Below are 18,603 nucleotides of genomic sequence, written 5' to 3'. Positions count from 1 at the left end.
CGCGCCGGAAAAAGACCTTCGGGGGAAACGACCATGCACCAAGTTGCCAGCCTCGGCTATCCGTCCGGCGGCGTGCGCGAAGCGGTGGCGCAGTGGCGGAACGGCGCACTTGACGACTGGGGCCTCGAGCGGATGGCCCAGGCGGCGCGGCGCGGCGGCTGGGCGGCACAAAAGGCGGCCGGCATCGACATGATCCCGTCCGGCGAACTCGGCTATGGCGACCCGATGGCGGAGACGGCGGCGATGGTCGGCGCGGTGCCCGCTCGCTTCGGCCCGGACATCGGCCGCGCCGCGCTGGAAGTGCGGCTGGCGCTCGCCAACGGCACTGCCGGCGAGACGCCGGCGACGGCCGCGTGGGCGGGAACCCACCTTCGCTATGTGACGCCGGTGCTGCGCGACGACGACCGCTGGCGGCTGAACGCGGCCCGCCCGGTGGCCGAGCAGCTGGAAGCGCGCAGCTTCGGCATCGTCTCGCGCCCGGTCCTGATCGGGCCGATCAGCTTCCTGATGCACTGCCGCACGGCGGACGGCAGGCCGCCGCTGGCCTATCTCGACCGGGTGCTGCCGGCCTATCGCGAGATGCTGGCGCAGCACGCCATCCACGGCGCCGCCTGGGTGCAGATGGACGAGCCGGCACTGGCCGGCGACGTCGACGATTCGGTGCTGCAGGAATTCGCCCGCGCCTATGCCCAGCTGAACGGAACCGGCCCGCGGCCGAAGCTGATGGTCGCCACCTATGGCGGCGGGGCGGCCGCGGCGCTGGACGTGCTGGTCGCGGCGGGGATCGACGGGTTGCATGTCGACCTGGTGGCCGCGCCCGACCAGCTGATGCGGGTGGCGCGCGGTTGGACGGGGGATCGGGTGCTGTCGGTCGGCGTGGTCGACGCGGCCAGTCCGGCGCCCACCAACCAGGCCCGCGCCCTGGGCCTGCTGCGCGACGCCGCCGATGCGCTGGGCGGCGACCGGGTTCAGGTCGCGCCGTCGATGCCGCTGACTGCCGCCCCCGTTGATCTGGCGCGGGTACCGCTGGACCTCGCCACCACGATCGAGACCGCCGCCGACAAGCTGCGCGTGCTGCGCCGCATTGCGGATGCGGCCGCGAGCGGCGGCGCGCTGAGCGACGCTGCGGCGCCTTTGCCGGCGCGGCCGGAGCTGGCCCCGGCCCGCCTGGCCTGAGGCCGGGCCGGCCGCCTAGCGGGCGCCGCGCTCGGCCGAGAAGTCGAGCTCGCTGAGACGGAAATGGCTGTCGCGGGCGATGGTGTCGAAGCCGCCTTCGTCAAGGTCGGCAAAGTCGCTGTCCAGGTCGATGTCGTCGATCGCAAGGTCCGCCTGCCAATCGTCGAAATCCTGGTCAAGGATCGCGTCTTCGAAGCTGTCGAAGGCCTTGCTGCGCTCGAGGCTGTACATGGTTCCCTCCACCGTGTGCCTGTCGATGCTGCAGAGGTGGCGGGCCGTTGTGACCCTCGCGGGACCGGAATGGGGCAACTCCGCGGCGGCTGTGCTCGCGGTCACAATGCCGCAGCGGTGGCCGCCAGGGTCGCGCTAACGTCGGACGCGCGCAGGAAGAACGGATTGAAGCCATGAAGATCGCGATCATCGGCGGCGGGCCCGGCGGGCTCTATCTCGCCATCCTGATGAAGCTGGCCGACGCGGCCCACGACATCGTCGTCCACGAGCGCAACGGGCCCGACGACACGTTCGGCTTCGGCGTCGTCTTCTCCGACGAGACCATGGACAACATCCGTGCCGCCGACCCGGCCACGTTCGCCGCCATCGCCGACGCCTTCGCCCACTGGACCGACATCCATGTCAACGTTGCCGGCGAGACCTTCGTGTCGACCGGCCACGGCTTTTCCGGCATGTCGCGCAAGACGCTGCTGAACATCCTGCAGGCGCGCGCCGGCGAACTGGGCGTCGCGCTGCGTTTCAACAGCGCGGTCGACGACCCGGCGACGCTGGACGCCGACCTGGTCGTCGCCGCCGACGGCGTCAACAGCGCGGTGCGCGAGCGTTATGGCGACGCCTTCGGCCCGACGGTGGACCTGCGCCCCAACCGCTTCGTCTGGCTGGGCACCACAGTGCCCTACGGGGCGTTCACCTTCCATTTCAAGATGTCGGAACACGGGCTGTGGCGGGTGCACGCCTATCGCTACAGCGCGGGCGAAAGCACCTTCATCGTGGAATGCCGCGAGGACACCTGGCGGGCCGCCGGCATGGACCGGGCCGACGAGGCCGAGACGCTGGCGTTCTGCGAGGCGCTGTTCGCCGACGAGCTCGACGGCCACCGCCTGCTCGCCAACCGCTCGATCTGGCGCCAGGTCCCGACGATCCGCTGCGCCCGCTGGCACCATCGCAACGTGGTGTTGCTGGGCGACGCGGTGCACACCGCCCATTTCTCCATCGGCTCCGGCACCAAGTTGGCCATGGAGGACGCGATCGCGCTGGCCGGCGCCCTGAACGCCGGCCACGCCGGGCTCGGCGCCGCCCTCGACGCCTATCAGGCCGAGCGCCAGCCGCAGGTGGAAAGCACCCAGCGTGCCGCCCAGACCAGCCTGGAATGGTTCGAGCACACCGAGCGCTACGGCGACGTCGCGCCGCTGCAGTTCGCCTTCGGCCTGCTGACGCGCTCGATGCGCATCACCCACAGCAACCTGAAAGAGCGCGACCCGGCGCTGGTCGAAAGGGTCGACGCCTGGGTGGCAGAGCGGGCCGCACACCAGGCCGGGGTCGCCCTGCCCCGCGGCGGACCGGACGGCACGCCGCCGCCGATGTTCACCCCCTATCGCCTGCGCGACCTGGTGCTGGCCAATCGGGTCGTGGTCTCGCCGATGTGCATGTATTCCGCCGTCGACGGCACGCCCAACGACTGGCACCTGGTCCATCTGGGCAGCCGCGCGCTGGGCGGCGCCGGGCTGGTCATCACGGAGATGACCGACGTCTCCGCCGACGGCCGCATCTCGCCCGGCTGCGCCGGCATGTACGAGGACGCGCACGGGCGTGCCTGGAAGCGCGTGGTCGACTTCGTCCACGCCAACAGCGCGGCGAAGATCTGCGTGCAGTTGGCCCATGCCGGCCGCAAGGGCTCGACCAAGCGGCTGTGGGAAGGCATGGACGAGCCGCTGGACGACGGCAACTGGCCGCTGATCGCGCCGTCGCCGATCCCCTACAAACCCGGCAGCCAGGTGCCGCAGCAGATGAACCGCTTCGACATGGAGCAGGTCATCATGGACTTCGAGCGGGCGACTCGGATGGCCGACGAGGCCGGCTTCGACATGGTCGAGGTGCACCTGGCTCACGGCTATCTGCTCGGCAGCTTCCTGTCGCCGCTGACCAACGTGCGCACCGACGAGTTCGGCGGCAGCCTGGAGAACCGCATGACCTTCCCGCTGGAGGTGTTCGCCGCGGTGCGCGACCTCTGGCCCCAACACAAGCCGGTGTCGGCCCGCATCTCGGCTACCGACTGGAAGCAGGGCGGCTTCAACCCGGACGACGCCGTGTTCGTCGCCCGCGCGCTGAAGGCGCTGGGTTGCGACATCGTCGACGTCTCCGCCGGCCAGACCGTCGACGACGACGCGCCGGTCTACGGCCGCTGCTTCCAGACCCCGTTCTCCGACAAGGTGCGGCAGGAGGCCGACATGCCGACCATGACGGTCGGCAACATCTCCTCCTATGGCGACGTCAACTCGATCGTTGCAGCCGGCCGCGCCGACCTGGTGGTGCTGGCCCGCGCCCACCTGTACGACCCCTATTGGACTCGCCACGCCGCCTTTGAGCAGGGCTGGCCGCTGGCCTGGCCGCCGCAATACCGCACGCTCGACCGCTACACTCCGCGGATGGAGTGGTCGCCTCGCGGCAGCGAGGGCGGGGTGAAGCGGACGTAGCGCGGCCGCGCCGCCCCGCATTCGGGTCGGCTGCGCTTGCAGTCCTTGCGCCTCGATTTCGCCACGCTGGACGTTATGATGCAGGTGGGCCCGGCGGCCCGCTTCGTTACGGCAGTCAGCGCAGGGATAAGCCGATGAGAACAGACGCGGCCGCTCGCAGCATCCGCACCAACGCAACGCTCGTGGCCGCCTGCCTCGCGGCCGGCACCGCCGCCGGCGCGTGGCCCGACCCGGCCGCAGCCGACCCCAGCTTCGACTGCAGCCGGGCGACGACTCCGACCGAGCTGGCCATCTGCGCCTCGCCGGTGCTGGCCAAGCTCGACCAGCAGATCGCCGACGTCTATTTCGCGCTGCTGGAGGGTGCGCGGCCCACGCTGGCCGCCCAGATCCGCCACCAGCAGCGCGCCTATCTGCGCGAGACCAACGCCTGCGCCGCCGGCAACCAGGACGAGGCGCTCGACGCCTGCATCGCCGAACTGATGCGCACCCGGCTGGGCGAGCTCAACGTGCTGCACGCCGAACTGACCGGCGCGCCCCTGGTCAGCGGCGGCGACGTGGTGACGGCCGGCGGCTGGACCTGGCGCGCGGCGCGGCCCGGCGAGATTCCGGCCGGCGCCTTCGTCGGCGACGACGGCCACGCGGTCTGCGCCGTCGGTCTGCCCGATTCGGCCGAGGTCGGCGTGGTCGCCGACGACGGCAGCGGCTGCCGCATCGCGCGAAACGGCGCGGCGGCGGTGGAGCCGGCCTTCTCCGTGCTGATCGACAGCCCGGTGTTCACATGGGCGTGGATCACCAGCGTCAATGCGGTCCCCTCTTCCTCCGTCGTCGCCTGGAGCAGTGAGGACGACATGATCGGCGTCTGCCGGGCCAACGTCGACGGCATCGTCGCGACCGGTTCGCTGGCACTGCACCGGGCCTGCACCGTGCTGCACGTCGCCGACGGCGGCGCGACCGAGGAGATCCTGGTGCTCGGCGGCTTCGAGGCGCTGATCGCGACCGAATAGGCGGCCGGCGCCGGGTACCGGGCATGCGGCTGACCGCGGTCTCGATCCAGGGCTACCGCTCGGTCCGCCGCATCCGCTTTCCCGTCGGTCCGCTGACCGTCTTCGTCGGCCGCAACGGCGTCGGCAAGACCAACCTCTATCGCGGGCTCGCCCTGCTGCACGCTGCCGCCAACGGCAGCATCACCCGCGAGCTCGCCGAGGAAGGCGGCATGGCCTCGGTGCTGTGGGCCGGCAAGCGCCGCAAGGGCGACCCGGCCCGGCTGGTGCTGGCGGCCGAATTCGACGCGCTCGAATATGCGATCGAGGTCGGCTTCCCCGCGCCGATGTTTCCCGCCCTGGACGGCGAGCCGCTGGTCAAGGCCGAGCGGCTGGCCGCGCGCGTCGACGGCGGTCGCCCGGTCACGCTGATGGAACGCAAGGGGCCCGCGGTCTGGCTGCGCGACGCGACCGGCAGGCGCCGCACGTTCGAGGACGCCCTGCTCGCCTCGGAGACCGCGCTTGCCGCCTTCCGCGAGACCGCCCTGCTGCCCGAACTGGGCGCGGTGCGCCATGCGATGCAGGACTGGCGGCTGTATCACGAGTTCCGCACCGACACCGCCGCACCGGTCCGCCGTCCCTGCCTGGCGATCGCGACGCCGTCCCTGGCCGCCGACGGCCACGACCTGGCGGCGGTGCTGGCAACGCTGGTCGAGATCGGCGGCGACGCCGCCGCATTCATGAGCGCGGTCGACGATGCGTTTCCCGGCGTGCGCCTGGGGGTCGAAGGCGAAGGCGGCAACCATCGCCGCCTCACCATGCTGTTCCCCGAAATGCAGCGGCCGCCACCGGAGCCGTCGCGCATCTTCGGCGCGCATGAGCTGTCGGACGGCACATTGAAGTATCTGTGCCTGGTCGGCGCGCTCTGCGGCTATCGCATGCCCGGATTCGTCGCGCTGAACGAACCGGAATCGAGCCTGCACCCCGATCTGATCGCCCCGCTGGCGCGGCTCATCGCCAGCCGCAGCGAAGTGGCGCGGCTCTGGGTCGTCACCCACAGCGAGACTCTCGGCGACGCGCTGGCCGACCTCACCGGCAACCCGCCGCTGGTGGTGACCAAGCGCGAGGGCGAGACCTGGATCGAAGGATTGAGCCTGCTGGGCTCGTTTGCTGACGAGCAATAGGTCAGTAGCAGCCGGCGACGCGGGCGCGCTGCTGGACCAGGGCCAGCACCATGTCGAGCGTCGGCGTCGGCACCGCGATCCTGCGGCCGAGCTCCTGCACCGCGGTGACCAGGGCGTCGATCTCCATCGGCTTGCCGTTGGTCAGGTCCTGCAGCATCGAGGTGCGATGGGCGCCGACGTCGGCGGCCCAGCCGATGCGCGTGTCGACGTCGACCGGGAACTTGACGCCCAGCGCCTCGGCCACCGCCTGGCCTTCGACCATCATCGCGCGGATCACCGCGCGCACCGCCGGGTCGCCGGCGATATCCTCGAGCGTCGCATGGGTCAGCGCGCTGACCGGGTTGAACGACAGGTTGCCCCACAGCTTGACCCAGATGTCGTCGCGGATGCGGGTGCGCACCGGCGCCTTGAATCCGGCGTCGGTCAGCGCCTTCGACAGCGCGCCGACCCGCGGCGAGCGGCTGCCGTCCGGCTCGCCCAGCATGAACCGGTTGCCGTGGGTGACCTGGACCACGCCGGGACTGACGATCTCGCCGGCCGGATAGACCACGCAGCCGATGCAGCGCTCCGGCGGCAGCTTCGCCCAGAGCAAGCCGTCGGGATCGACGGCGGCGACGCGCGCCCCGTCGTGTTCGCCGCCGAAGGCGTGGAAATACCAGTGCGGGATGCCGTTCATGGCGGTGACGATCACCGTCTCCGGGCCGATCAGCGGCTGCATCGCCTCGGCGATGGCGGCGACGCCGCAGGCCTTGACCGTGACGATCACCGCATCCTGCGGGCCGGCATCGGTCGGGCTGTCGGTCGCGGCCGGCCGGGTGACGAACTCCTCGCCCTCGCCGATCAGCCGCAGTCCGTTCGCACGCATCGCCGCGAGGTGGGGACCGCGCGCGATCAGCGTCACGTCGGCGCCGGACTGGGCCAGCTTGGCGCCGAGGAAACCGCCGATGGCGCCCGCCCCGTAGATGCAGATCCTCATGGGGCGAGCCCCAGCACCTTGGCCAGCCCGATGCGCTGCAGCTTGCCGGTCGGGCCCTTCGGGATCTCGTCGACGATCAGCACGGTGCGCGGCACCTTGAAATCGGCCAGCCGTTGCGCCACGAACGCGCGCAGCGCCTGCGCATCCGGCGCATCGGCCGCATCCGCCTTCAGCACCACGGCCGCCGCCACCTCCTCGCCCAGCTTGTCGTGCGGCACGGCGAAGGTCACCGCCTGCGCGACGGCCGGGTGGTCCATCAGCACCTCGTCGACCTCGCGCGGCGCGATCTTCTCGCCGCCGCGGTTGATCATCTCCTTCAGCCGGCCGGTGATGCTGAGATAGCCCTCGGCGTCGAGCACGCCCTGGTCGCCGGTGCGGAACCAGCCGTTGGTGAAGCCGGACGCATTCGCCTCCGGGTTGTTCTCGTAGCCGGCGGTGACGTTGGGCCCCTTGATGCAGATCTCGCCGGTGCCGCCCTGGGCGACCCGGTTGCCGGTCTCGTCGAGGATCGCGATCTCCGGCCCGGCCGCGATGCCGACCGTGCCCGGCTTGCGCGGCGCCGGCGGCAGCGGGTTGCTGGCCATCTGGTGGGTCGCCTCGGTCATGCCGTAGGCCTCGATCACCGGGCAACCGAACGTCTCTTCCAGCGCCTGCATCACCTGCGGCGGCAGCGAGGCGGAGGACGAGCGCAGGAAGCGCAGCGGGTTGCGCGCGATCGCCTCGGCATTGCGGCCGGCACGGCCCAGGATCGCCTGGTACATGGTCGGCACTGCGGTGACCCACGTGGCGCGCGCCTCGTCGAGCCAGCCGAACACCTTGAGCGCGTTGAAGCCCGGGCTGGCCCAGATCGAGCCACCGGCGTGCAGCGACGACGACACCGCCGCGATCAGCCCGTGGATGTGGAACAGCGGCATGATGTTCAGCACCCGGTCCGCCGGCGTCAGCGCCAGTGTCGCGGCGATGTGGCGGGCGGAGGCGGCGACGTTGGCGTGGCTGAGCGGCACGATCTTCGGCCGCGAGGTGGTGCCGGAGGTATGCAGGATCAGCGCCACGTCGTCGCCGGCCGGCGGCCCGTCGGCCGACGCCGGCCCGACCGCCTCGCCGTCGATGGCGAACTGGCCGGCAGGCATGGCGGGATCGACCCGGGCGCGCAGCACCGCGGTGCCGGCCTGCGCCGCCGCCGCGACGATCGGGCCGGCCTCGTCGGCGGCGACCAACACCGCCTTGGCGCGCAGGTCCTCCAGGTAGAAGGCGAACTCGTCCTGCCGGTAGGCCGGGTTCAGGGGCGCCGTGGTGGCGGCGCCGGCGACGGCGACGAACGCGCAGGCCATCTCCGGCCCGTTCGGCAGCACGATCGCGACCCGGTCAGCCCGGCCGACGCCGAGCGCGCGCAGGCGTGCGCGAACCTGGGCAGTGAAATCCGCGAGGGCGCCATAGCTCTGCGGCGCGCGCTCCGGCGCCGCGATGGCAATGGTGCCGGCATCGTGTCGTGCGATCGCGTCGATCAGGGTCTGTGCGCCTGCCACCGTCGGTCCTTATCGCTGGAGATCGTCGAACGGACCTGTCGGATAGCCCCTTGCGGGGCCGGGCGCAACTGCTGCCGGCGGCGGAATCAGCACCAGCGCAACGGCGGAACGATCAGGCGCGGATGTCCAGCAGGGATTCCGTTGCGGTGGCCGCGCGCTGCGCCCGCGCCTGCGCCTCGGCATAGGCGCCGACCTCGGCATTGGCGACCAGGGTCGGCGTGACCAGCCGGGCATGCTGGCCGAGCTGCTGGGCCAGGAACGGCCCGGACGGAAGCGAGATCAGACGGAATTCGTGCCAGTCGGCGGCGGCGCCGAAGCCCGCCTCCTCGAAGCCGTCGCCGGACTCCTGGCTGCCGCCGGCCCGCGGGCGGACCTGGCGGACCGCCTCGCCGAACATGGCGTCGCGGGCTGCACGGGTCGCATCGACGGCCTCGACGGGGATCGCCGCGGCACTGCGCAAAGAGGCGCGCAACCCGGGTGTCGGGACCGCCTGAGGCGCCGGCAGTGCGAGGGGTACGGCTTGAACGGCTGCCACCTGGCGAAGGTCCTTCCTGGCTCCGGATCCGGTGTCGGCGCGGTTGTTTCGAATTCAAGCTAAGTTGTCGGCATCGTCTTATCAACGCGTTATCGTTCACGAAGTGTAAACGACACGCGATCAGGCGTCGTCGTCGCGGTCCTTCGAAAGCCGGTCCAGCTGCTGCTGCATCGCGCGCAGCTGCTTCTTAAGCTCGTCGATGTCGCCCTTGTCGGTGGCTGCGTCGCGGCGCTTGGCCGCCGGTTCCGCGCGCGGCCGCGCGGCATCGACCTTGGCGGCTTCGTCATTGCCGCCACCATCGCCCGCCAGTGGGTTGAACATCTGCATCGCCCGCTCGAAGATCGCCATGTTCTGGCGGCTGATCTCCTCGAACGCCGTCATCGGGAACATGCCTTCCAGCGCGCCGTTGAAATACTGGCGATAGCGGTCCTGGTTGTTCTGGAACATCCGCATGGAATAGTCGAGATAGCGCGGCACAAGGCCCTGCAGGCTGTCGCCGTAGAAACCGATCAGCTGGCGCAGGAAGCTGGTCGGCAGCAGGTTGTTCCCCTTGGCCTCGGCGTCGACGATGATCTGGGTCAGCACCGGGCGGGTGATGTCCTCGCCGGTCTTCGCGTCGAAGACGGTGAACTCGACCCCGTCCCGCACCATCTCGGCAAGGTTGTCCAGCGTCACGTAGCTGCTGGCCGCGGTGTTGTAGAGCCTGCGGTTGGCGTATTTCTTGATGACGACAGGCTTGGCCTGAGGTTTGGTGTCGTCGGTCGATTCGGCCATCGCGATGAACTCTCCTGCCCAGGGCATCTCATATTAGAGAGCCGATGTTGCATTGCAAAGTGGAAGGTTGCGGCGCAACATGGCGCCATGCCGTCGCCAGGGCCGCCGCGACGCCGCCACACCGCGACGGAGCCGGCGAGGCCCGATGGACGACCGCACGATCGACGACCTTGCCGAGCGCTATCTGCGGCTATGGGAAGACGCCTGGCAGCAGACGGCGCAGGATCCCGAGATCGCCCGCCAGTTCGCAACCCTGCTGGCCGCTCTAGGCGGCTTCGGCGCCGCGCAACCGTCACCGCCGCAGGACCGAAGTGAGCATGACCACGCGCCGAGTCAAGCGTCCCGGCCCGCGCCCGCTGCCGCTGCACCTGGCGATGGCGGCGACGGTGTGGCTGGGGGCGGCCGGAGCCTGCGGAGCCGTTCCGCCGGCATGGACCGATCCGCAGGCGGCAAGCCCGCCGGACGCTGAACGGGCACGGCGGCTGGCCGACGCGCTCGGCGGCAGCGATGCTTTCCGCCGAGCGGTGGGGCGCGCCGCGGCGCGCCGGCTGGCGACCTTCCTGGACGGCGTCGAGGCCTATCGGCGCCACCCCTATCGCCGCGCCCTCGCCGACCCGCCGGTCGCCTGGGCGAGGGGCGGCACGCGCCTGCTCGACTTCGCCGGCGACGGCGACCGGCGCGGCGCGCCTGTGCTGTTCGTGCCGTCGCTGATCAACCGGGCCACGGTGCTGGACCTCGCGCGGGGCCGCAGCCTGATGCGGTGGCTGGCCGCCGAGGGCGGCATGCGGCCGCTGCTGCTCGACTGGGGCGAACCGGCCGAGACCGAGCGCGACCTGGGTCTCGACGGCTTCATCGCAGACCGGCTGGAGCCGGCGCTGGCCGCCGTTGCCGAACGCGAGGGCCGCCCCGTCGTCCTCGCCGGCTATTGCATGGGCGGCCTGCTGGCGCTCGCCGCCGCGCAGCGCAACCCCGACCGCGTCGCCGGCCTCGCCCTGCTCGCCACCCCGTGGGATTTCCACGCCGACGGCGGCGCACACGCCCGGCTGCTCGGCGCGCTGTGGCCGCATCTGGCGCCCCTGTTCGAGGCCAGCGGCGCCGTGCCGGTCGACGTGCTGCAATGCCTGTTCTTCGCCATGGACCCGCTGCTGGTGCTGCGCAAGTTCGCCGATTTCGCCGGCCTGGACCAGCAGGGCGAGGCGGCCCGGCGCTTCGTCGCGCTGGAGGACTGGATCAACGACGGCGTCGCGCTGCCGGCACGCGTGGCGCGGGAATGCTTCGTCGGCTGGTACGGCGACAACCTGCCGGGCCGCGACCGCTGGCAGGTCGGCGGCGTGCCGGTGCGCCCGTCCGCGCTCGCCATGCCGGCCTTCGTCGCCTGCCCGCAGCGCGACCGCATCGTGCCGCCGGCGTCGTCGGCCACGCTGGCCCGGCGCATCGCCGGCGCCACCGTGATCGAGCCGGCGCTCGGCCATGTCGGCATGATCGTCGGCGGCCGTGCCCGCCAGGCGGTCTGGCAGCCGTTCGCCCAATGGCTGCGGACATTCGAGCGCAGGACCGGCAATCCGGGTTGACGCTGCCGGACCCGCGGTCATATCTGGCGGGAGCAGGCGCAAACGCGGCCCCGAGAGACGCGCCGACGCACCCGCCCATTCGGGCCCCGGCCGCACCGTCAGCAACGGGAGGACTTACGATGTCGGATGTGGTGATCGTCAGCGCCGCGCGCACGCCGATCGGTTCGTTCAACGGCAGCCTGAGCAGCCTGACCGCGGCCCAGCTCGGCACCGTCGCGATCAACGCGGCAATGACGCGCGCCGGGATCGAGCCGGGCGACGTCGACGAGGCGATCCTGGGCCATGTGCTGACCGCCGGCCAAGGCCAGAACACGGCGCGACAGGCCGCGATCGCCGCCGGCATCCCGCAGGAACGCACCGCCTATTGCATCAACCAGGTCTGCGGCTCGGGCCTGCGCGCGGTGGCGTTGGCCAGCCAGGCGGTCCAGGCGGGCGACAGCGCCATCGTCGTCGCCGGCGGCCAGGAGAGCATGAGCCTGGCCCAGCACGCCGCCCACCTGCGCTCCGGCCAGAAATTCGGCGACCTCAGCCTGGTCGACACCATGATCAAGGACGGGCTGTGGGACGCCTTCAACGGCTATCACATGGGCACCACCGCCGAGAACGTCGCCCAGAAGTGGCAGATCACCCGCGAGCAGCAGGACGCTTTCGCCGCCGCGTCGCAGCAGAAGGCCGAGGCGGCGCAGAAGGCGGGCCGGTTCAAGGACGAGATCGCGCCGGTGACGGTGAAGCAACGCAAGGGCGAGACGGTGGTCGACGCCGACGAATATCCGCGCCACGGCACCACGGTCGACACGCTGGCCGGACTCCGGCCCGCCTTTGCCAAGGACGGCACCGTGACCGCAGGCAACGCCTCGGGCCTGAACGACGGTGCGGCGGCGCTGGTGGTGATGTCGGCGGCGACCGCGGCGCAGCGCGGGCTGACGCCGCTGGCCCGCATCGCCGCGTGGGCGACCGCCGGCGTCGACCCGGCGGTGATGGGCTCCGGCCCGATTCCGGCCAGCCGGCGCGCGCTGGAGAAGGCCGGCTGGTCGATCGGCGACCTCGACCTGATCGAGGCCAACGAGGCCTTCGCCGCCCAGGCCTGCGCGGTGAACAAGGACCTCGGCTGGGACACCGACAAGGTCAACGTCAACGGCGGCGCCATCGCACTGGGCCACCCGATCGGCGCGTCCGGCGCCCGCGTGCTGGTCACCCTGCTGCACGAGATGCAGAAGCGCGACGCCCGGAAGGGTCTGGCGACGCTGTGCATCGGCGGCGGCATGGGCATCGCCATGTGCGTCGAGCGCGGCTGAGGCGCAGACCGCCGCAAGCCTGAGAGGACCGTCGTCCCCGGGCCAACTGCCTGGCCGCTTGCCTCGGCCCGGTGGGCCGGGCATCGCATGATGACGAAAGAAAAGGGCCGGCGCGAACGCAGGCCCTTCCGTTTCGCGCAGGCGCGAACCGCCCGCCTTACGGCGCCACCAGCGCCAAGTCGACGGCGTTGCCCATCGCCTCATAGCCGGCGTCGTTCGGATGCAGATCGTCGCCCTTGTTGAACTCCGGCAGAATCCGGTTGGGATCCGCCGGATTCTGCACCACCGCGTCGAAGTCGATCACGCCGTCGAAGCCGCCGCCGTTGCGGATCCAGTCGTTGACCTCGAGCCGGATCGCCTCCTTGTCGGCGTTGTAGTAGCCCTCGAGCGGCCCGCCGCCGAAGGCGTTGTTGAACGGCGTCAGCGTGGCGCCGACGATGCGGATGCCGTGGTCGTGCGCGCGGGCGATGAGCTGCCGGTAGCCGGCGATGACGTCGGCGGCGGTCGGCTCGGCGGCGGTCGGGTCCAGCACCATGTCCGGCCAGCCGATGTCGTTGATGCCCATCATGAACACTACCGTCTCGACATGCGGGTGGGTCAGCACCGCCTCCTCGAACCGCGCCAGCGCGTTGATGCCCATGCGGTCGGACAGCACGCGTTCGCCCGAAATGCCTTCGTTGACCACCGAGGTCCGGGTGTCGCCGGCGGCGTTCAGCCGCTCGGCCAGCACGTCGGGCCAGCGGTTGTTCTGGTCGGTGGAGGAGCCGTCGCCGTCAGTGATGGAATCGCCGAAGGTGACGATGGTGCGGGGGTTGTCCGGCGCATTAACGATAATACGGCTGAGGAACAGCCGCGATTCCGTGGTGGCGTCCGGCGCGATGTCGGCATCGGCGGTCTTGTCGCCGCCGACGATGTAGGCGGTCTGGCGGCCATCCCAGTGCATGGTCGTTGTCGGCGTCACATCGGCGAAGAACAGGCTGACCGCGACGCTGCCCAGCGCCGGCACGCTCAGGTCGACCGCGTCGCTGACCGCCGACGCGCCCGCCGGAATCGTGATCGAGGCCGCGCCGCCGAAGGTCAGCGCCCGGTCGGTGCCGGCCTGAATCCTGGCCCCGCCGTCGGACAGCGCGACGTGCGCCGCGTCGACGGTCATCGGCATGGCGCCATATTCGTTAGAGATCGCGATGCGGACCTGCTCGCCGCCGAGCGAGACCCGGGCGACCTGCCGAATCGTCTGACCCCACAGGTTGCGCGGGAAGGTCAGCGGCGCCAGGAAGTCGGCTGCCCAGATCGGCTGCGGCGCGGCACCCCAGGTGTCGATCCAGTCGCCGCCGGCGGCACGGCTCGGGCCCGCCGGCAAAGCGAGGCCAAGGGCCAGCGCACCGGCCAAGGCGAGGGGCGGCCACCGGCGAACCGGTCGCAAGTCTTCATTACGGAATGTCATGACATTTCCTCCATTGTTCCGACGCCGTTGTTGCCGACCGGCCCCGGGGCAGCCCCGAGGCCAGTGCATACAATTTCGGCATTCAGTCCTGGTGTTTGAGGGACAGGTGCCGGGAGCCCGGCGCGACCGGCGGTCGCGACGCGAATACCGGTCCGGCGATGCTCCCACCGCGCCGATTATTTGGCAAGTCTTTCGCGCGGCGGCACGGAAGGGCCGTCCCGGCGGCCGGCCCTTCGCATCCGGAACGGCTCGGCGGTCAGCGGATGCCCTGCTCGATCAGCGGCATCAGCATCTCGACATTCTTCGGCGACAGGGTACCTGCGGCAGTGTTCGTGGTCATCCCGCCCATGTGGTACTTGACGCTGAGCACGCACTGCAGCACCGGCAGGAAGCCCTGCAGATACAGCTGCTGGTCCAGCGACGCGGCCATGTAGCCCTCGCCGATCGCCTGCACGGTCACCGGGTCGGTGTCGATGCCGGCCAGGATCAGGTTGTCCGGCGTGCGGCCGGCCTGCTCCATCACCGCCTGCAGCTGCGGCGTGACGCCGCCGTGCTGGGTGCCGATCGCCTTGGTGTCGGGGTGCTCCTGCAGATAGGCGACCAGGATCGGCACCACCGCAGGCGGATTGCCGTCGACCTCCGCGCTCATCTCCACCCGGTCGACCACCACGCCGGCCGCTTCCAGCGTGTCGGCCATGCCCTTGCCGGAGAGCCCGCGGTCGCCGGAGCTGAACAGCTCGTAGACCAGGGCATGGTCGCCCGGCGCCAGCCCGGCGTTCAGCATCGCCCGCGCCGTGATCGCGCCGCCCTCGTACAGGTCGACGCCGGCATAGCCGAAGCCCTGGTCCTGGTACTTCGGCAGCAGCTCGCTCAGCGGCGCGTTGTTCGAGGTGACGACGATGCCGCGGGCGAAGGCGTCGGCAACCCGGTCGGCGAAGGCGTCGTTGCCCGGATGGCCCATGATCACGATGCAGTCGGGATCGGCCGCCATCGCCTCGTCGAACTGGGCCAGCATGGTTTCCGGATTCCAGCTCGAATACTGCTCGAACAGCGTGGCGCCCAGCGCCTCGGCCGCGGCGACGGCGCCGTTGGTGCGCGGCAGCACCGGCGGCTGGCCGGGCTGGCCGCCCATCTGCATGTAGATGATGACGCCCTCGCCGATGCCCTGGGCGCCGGCGATCGCCGCCAGTGCGCTGCTGGCCACGGTGGCGACGACAAGGCTGCGCAATACGGTTCTCATGCTACGTCCCTCCCTTGCGGCACGAGGCCGCTTCCTCGGTTTCCCGCTCCCGCCGGGTTGCGCCCGGTCGCGTTCTTGCCCCACTTCCCGCCGCTCGCGGCCCGGTTCGCCGTTCGGATGATGCGCGGAACCCGGGCTGCGCGCACTCATCGCAGGCGCCTGAGCCCCAGACCCTGCAGCCGGTCCGGCTTCTCGACCACCATGTGCACCAGCACCGCGCCGATGAAGATCGCGCCGATTGTCATGTCGGCGATCTCGCCGCCCAGCCCGACCGCGACCATGCCGACCTGCAGGGTGACGACGATGAGCAGCCCGATATAGCTGCCGACGATGGAGCCGGAGCCGCCGAAGATCGACGTGCCGCCGATGAACACCGCCGCCATCACGATCAGCAGGGTGCTCTGGCCCTGGGTGGTGGTGAAGTTCTCGGTCTCCGAGGTCAGGAACACCCCGGCCAGGCCGGCGATCGCCCCCATCAGCGTGAACAGGCGGGTGCGGGTGCGGCGCACGTCGATGCCCATCACGCGCGCGACGTTGGCGTTGTCGCCGATGAACAGCAGCGCCTCGCCGAAGCGGTGGCGGTTGAGCACGAACCACAGCAGCACCGCGACCGCGATCACGATCAGCGCCTGCAGCGGAATGCCGTCCGGCTTGCGCAGCACCACGCCCTCCTCGACGAACAGCCCGGTCAGGACGCGGCCCGTGGTCAGGTCCCACTGCAGGGTATCGTTGAAGTCGCGCAGCGAATACTGCCGGCCGGCCGCCAGGAACACCGCCATGCCGCGCCAGACGAAACTCATCGCCAGCGTGGCGATGATCGAGGGGATGCCGAACCGCGCCACCAGCACGCCGTTGACGTAGCCGGCGACGGCGCCGGCCAGCACCGCGGCGACCAGCCCGACCCAGGCCAGTTGCGCCTGCATCGCCGGGATCTCCTCCGGCGCGACGCCGTCGCCGACCCAGGCGATCCACGGCACCAGGTCGAAACGGTAGAACGAGGCGAAGACGATGCTGGAGAAGGTGATGACCGACGGGAAGCTGAGGTCGATCTCGCCGGCGGCGATGACCAGGGTCAGCCCCAGCGCGCAGATGATGTAGTGCTGGTAGTTGACCAGGATCGAGATGTAGGTGCGCCAGCCGAGAAAGGCGTTTGGCGCCAGGACCATCAGCAACACCAGCACCAGCAGGAACACCGAAAAGATCGGCACCCCCTCGACCGCGAACAGCCGGGCGACGAGCGGGCGCCGCGGCTGTGCGCGCCCCACGCGTCGCCCTGCGCCGACGTCGGTCAAGGCTGCGCCTCCCGCTCGGCCTGCAGCGACAGCATGAAGTCGGTCAGCTGCGCCACCGTCATCTCGCCGCGCCGCACCTCGCCGGCGATGCGGCCGCGGTCGACGATCACCATGCGGTCGGCCATCTCGTGCACGTGGGCGAGGTTGTGCTCCACATAGAGACAGGCCCGGTTCGATTTCTTGATGTCGGCGATGAAGTTCAGCACCTTGCGGACCTCCTTCACCGCCAGCGCGACCGTCGGCTCGTCGAGCACGATCAGATCGGCGTCGAAGAACATCGCGCGGCCGATGCAGATGCCCTGGCGCTCGCCGCCGGACAGGTTGCCGGCGGTGGCATCCACGTTGATGCCGACGCCGCGGAAGCCGATCGCGCCCATCAGCACCTGCTCGGCCAGCGCCTTCTGCTCGCGCACCTTGATGAAACCGAAGCGGTTGGCGACGTTGCGGCCGACGAAGAAGTTGCGCCACAGCGGCTGCTTATCGCCGAGCGACTTTTCCTGATAGACCGTCTCGATGCCCAGCCGATGGGCGGCGCGCACGTTGTAGCGCGCGAAGTCGATCGGCACGCCGCGGACCAGAATTTCGCCGGCCGTCGGCGTCTCGACGCCGGTCAGTATCTTGATCAGCGTCGACTTGCCGGCGCCGTTGTCGCCGATCAGTCCGAGGATTTCGTTGGCGCCGATCTCCAGGTTGATCTCGTCGAGCGCCACCACGTTGCCGTAGCGCTTGTGCAGGCCGCGAATCTCGACCACCGGGCGCGGTACCGGCGCGCCGGCCGTGCCATCGCTCCCTACGTGCTGCTGCCGGTCGGTCATCGCGAACGTTCCAGCCTGGCGGCCCGTGCTCCCGCTAATTCGTATTACGAAATCAAACGGTGCCGCATGTGAAATATGCAGTCAACCGGGCTGGCGGTCGAGCGCCATCGCGTCCGGCGCTGGCGCCGCGCTCGCGCGGCTGGCCTCGACCCGCCGCCAGTCGGAGCGTGCGTTCTGCAGCAGCTTGCGCATGCCCTCCTCGGCGCGCTGGCCGTCGCCCGAGCGGATAAAGTTCAGCACCGCCTCATGCTCCAGCATCGCCCGGTTCAGTGTCTCGGAACGCGCCCAGCTTTGCCGGAAGCTGAGCCGCAGGCCGGCCGCGATCAGTTTGCCGAGTCCGGCCAGGAACTGGTTGCCGGTCGCATTGAGGATGGCGCAATGGAAGGCGATGTCCGGCTCGATGTAGTCCTCGCCGTTGCTGGCCCGCTCGCGCATTTCGCGATGGGCCGCGGCGATGGCGTCGTGGTCGGTCTCGACCGCGCGTTCCGCCGCCTTGCGGGCCGCGACCGGCTCGAAGATCATGCGCATGTCGAACAACTCGGAGGCCGCCTGCTGCCGGTCGGCATGCAGCAGCCGCCAGCTCATCACGTCGGGGTCCAGCATGTTCCAGTCGGTGCGCGGCCGCACGCGGGTGCCGACCTTGGTCCGGGTCTCGACCAGGCCCTTGGCCGCCAGCGTCTTGATGCCTTCGCGCAGGACGGTGCGGCTGACGTTGAGCAGGGCGCACAGCCCCTGCTCGTTCGGCAGCACCTCGTCGACCGCGGTCTGGCCGGCGACGATCTGCGCGCCGAGCGTGTCGACAACGCGCTGGTGCAGGGTGTTGCGTTTCGGCCGGGCGGCCGCGCCGGTCCTGCTGTCGACCAAATCCTGCTACTCCCGCGCCCCTGGCGCGACGGCCGCGCCCAATTCATCATACCAGAATCAATCGCCGCCGGCCCGTCAACCCGATTCGCTCCCGCAAGGCCGGGCGGCCTGAACCACTGCCGGCCGACCGGGCGGAACCGGCCGACCGCGCATGCGTGCACCCTGTTGCAGGCGATTTGCAAATACAGCAGTGTGAGCCGCGCCCGGGTTGCAGCGCGACGATGAA

General features: G+C 70.7%; 16 protein-coding genes. 6 read left to right on the top strand and 10 right to left on the bottom strand.

What is annotated here, in order from left to right; translation table 11 throughout:
• The first annotated feature begins 33 nt into the window (after positions 1-33).
• Positions 34-1,176 (top strand): hypothetical protein, encoded by a 1,143-nt coding sequence (locus R3F55_01735; GenBank protein MEZ5666156.1) that lies wholly within the window; start codon positions 34-36, stop codon positions 1,174-1,176.
• Positions 1,177-1,191: 15 nt separating this feature from the next.
• On the opposite strand, the gene R3F55_01730 is transcribed toward R3F55_01735, so the two are convergent.
• A complete protein-coding gene (locus tag R3F55_01730) occupies positions 1,192-1,407 on the bottom strand; it encodes a hypothetical protein (GenBank protein MEZ5666155.1) in 216 nt (71 codons plus the stop codon).
• Positions 1,408-1,580: 173 nt separating this feature from the next.
• Between R3F55_01730 and R3F55_01725 the strand changes: the two genes are divergently transcribed.
• The 3 genes from R3F55_01725 to R3F55_01715 all read left to right on the top strand — a co-directional run bounded on the left by R3F55_01725 (position 1,581) and on the right by R3F55_01715 (position 6,045).
• Entirely contained in the window at positions 1,581-3,881 is a 2,301-nt protein-coding gene (locus R3F55_01725) for a bifunctional salicylyl-CoA 5-hydroxylase/oxidoreductase (GenBank protein ID MEZ5666154.1), read from the top strand.
• Positions 3,882-4,015: 134 nt separating this feature from the next.
• On the top strand, positions 4,016-4,885 hold the full coding sequence (locus R3F55_01720; protein ID MEZ5666153.1) for a lysozyme inhibitor LprI family protein: 870 nt from the start codon (positions 4,016-4,018) through the stop codon (positions 4,883-4,885).
• Between the two features lie 23 nt (positions 4,886-4,908).
• Complete coding sequence (locus tag R3F55_01715) at positions 4,909-6,045, top strand: AAA family ATPase (protein ID MEZ5666152.1); 1,137 nt, start codon at positions 4,909-4,911, stop codon at positions 6,043-6,045.
• Position 6,046: 1 nt separating this feature from the next.
• Here R3F55_01715 and R3F55_01710 read toward each other — a convergent pair whose 3' ends face one another.
• The 4 genes from R3F55_01710 to phaR all read right to left on the bottom strand — a co-directional run bounded on the left by R3F55_01710 (position 6,047) and on the right by phaR (position 9,856).
• A complete protein-coding gene (locus R3F55_01710) occupies positions 6,047-7,021 on the bottom strand; it encodes a 2-dehydropantoate 2-reductase (GenBank protein ID MEZ5666151.1) in 975 nt (324 codons plus the stop codon).
• The gene (locus tag R3F55_01705) at positions 7,018-8,547 is read right to left on the bottom strand and encodes an acyl--CoA ligase (protein MEZ5666150.1); all 1,530 of its coding nucleotides are present in this window, start codon (positions 8,545-8,547) and stop codon (positions 7,018-7,020) included. The genes R3F55_01710 and R3F55_01705 overlap by 4 nt, the downstream gene beginning before the upstream one ends.
• 112 nt (positions 8,548-8,659) lie before the next feature.
• On the bottom strand, positions 8,660-9,007 hold the full coding sequence (locus R3F55_01700; GenBank protein MEZ5666149.1) for a hypothetical protein: 348 nt from the start codon (positions 9,005-9,007) through the stop codon (positions 8,660-8,662).
• Between the two features lie 195 nt (positions 9,008-9,202).
• Positions 9,203-9,856, bottom strand: coding sequence for a polyhydroxyalkanoate synthesis repressor PhaR (phaR, locus tag R3F55_01695; protein MEZ5666148.1), 654 nt, complete (start codon positions 9,854-9,856; stop codon positions 9,203-9,205).
• A 317-nt stretch (positions 9,857-10,173) separates the two neighbouring features.
• On the opposite strand from phaR, the gene R3F55_01690 reads away from it, so the two are divergent.
• Together R3F55_01690 and R3F55_01685 are read left to right on the top strand one after the other, a co-directional pair.
• The gene (locus tag R3F55_01690; protein ID MEZ5666147.1) at positions 10,174-11,427 is read left to right on the top strand and encodes an alpha/beta fold hydrolase; all 1,254 of its coding nucleotides are present in this window, start codon (positions 10,174-10,176) and stop codon (positions 11,425-11,427) included.
• A gap of 119 nt (positions 11,428-11,546) precedes the next feature.
• On the top strand, positions 11,547-12,722 hold the full coding sequence (locus tag R3F55_01685) for an acetyl-CoA C-acetyltransferase (GenBank protein ID MEZ5666146.1): 1,176 nt from the start codon (positions 11,547-11,549) through the stop codon (positions 12,720-12,722).
• Positions 12,723-12,879: 157 nt separating this feature from the next.
• On the opposite strand, the gene R3F55_01680 is transcribed toward R3F55_01685, so the two are convergent.
• The 5 genes from R3F55_01680 to R3F55_01660 all read right to left on the bottom strand — a co-directional run bounded on the left by R3F55_01680 (position 12,880) and on the right by R3F55_01660 (position 18,377).
• Complete coding sequence (locus R3F55_01680; GenBank protein MEZ5666145.1) at positions 12,880-14,112, bottom strand: SGNH/GDSL hydrolase family protein; 1,233 nt, start codon at positions 14,110-14,112, stop codon at positions 12,880-12,882.
• A 310-nt stretch (positions 14,113-14,422) separates the two neighbouring features.
• Positions 14,423-15,406, bottom strand: a complete 984-nt coding sequence (locus R3F55_01675) for a substrate-binding domain-containing protein (GenBank protein ID MEZ5666144.1) — start codon at positions 15,404-15,406, stop codon at positions 14,423-14,425.
• Between the two features lie 146 nt (positions 15,407-15,552).
• Complete coding sequence (locus R3F55_01670) at positions 15,553-16,671, bottom strand: ABC transporter permease (protein MEZ5666143.1); 1,119 nt, start codon at positions 16,669-16,671, stop codon at positions 15,553-15,555.
• Positions 16,672-16,694: 23 nt separating this feature from the next.
• Complete coding sequence (locus tag R3F55_01665) at positions 16,695-17,513, bottom strand: ATP-binding cassette domain-containing protein (protein ID MEZ5666142.1); 819 nt, start codon at positions 17,511-17,513, stop codon at positions 16,695-16,697.
• Positions 17,514-17,594: 81 nt separating this feature from the next.
• On the bottom strand, positions 17,595-18,377 hold the full coding sequence (locus R3F55_01660) for a FadR/GntR family transcriptional regulator (protein MEZ5666141.1): 783 nt from the start codon (positions 18,375-18,377) through the stop codon (positions 17,595-17,597).
• Between the last annotated feature and the right edge of the window lie 226 nt (positions 18,378-18,603).

It is taken from the genome of Alphaproteobacteria bacterium, from assembly GCA_041396705.1.
In the GTDB taxonomy this organism is placed as follows: domain Bacteria; phylum Pseudomonadota; class Alphaproteobacteria; order CALKHQ01; family CALKHQ01; genus CALKHQ01.
The sequence above is the reverse complement of the archived record's forward strand: the minus strand, read 5'-3'. Positions and strand labels throughout refer to the sequence as shown.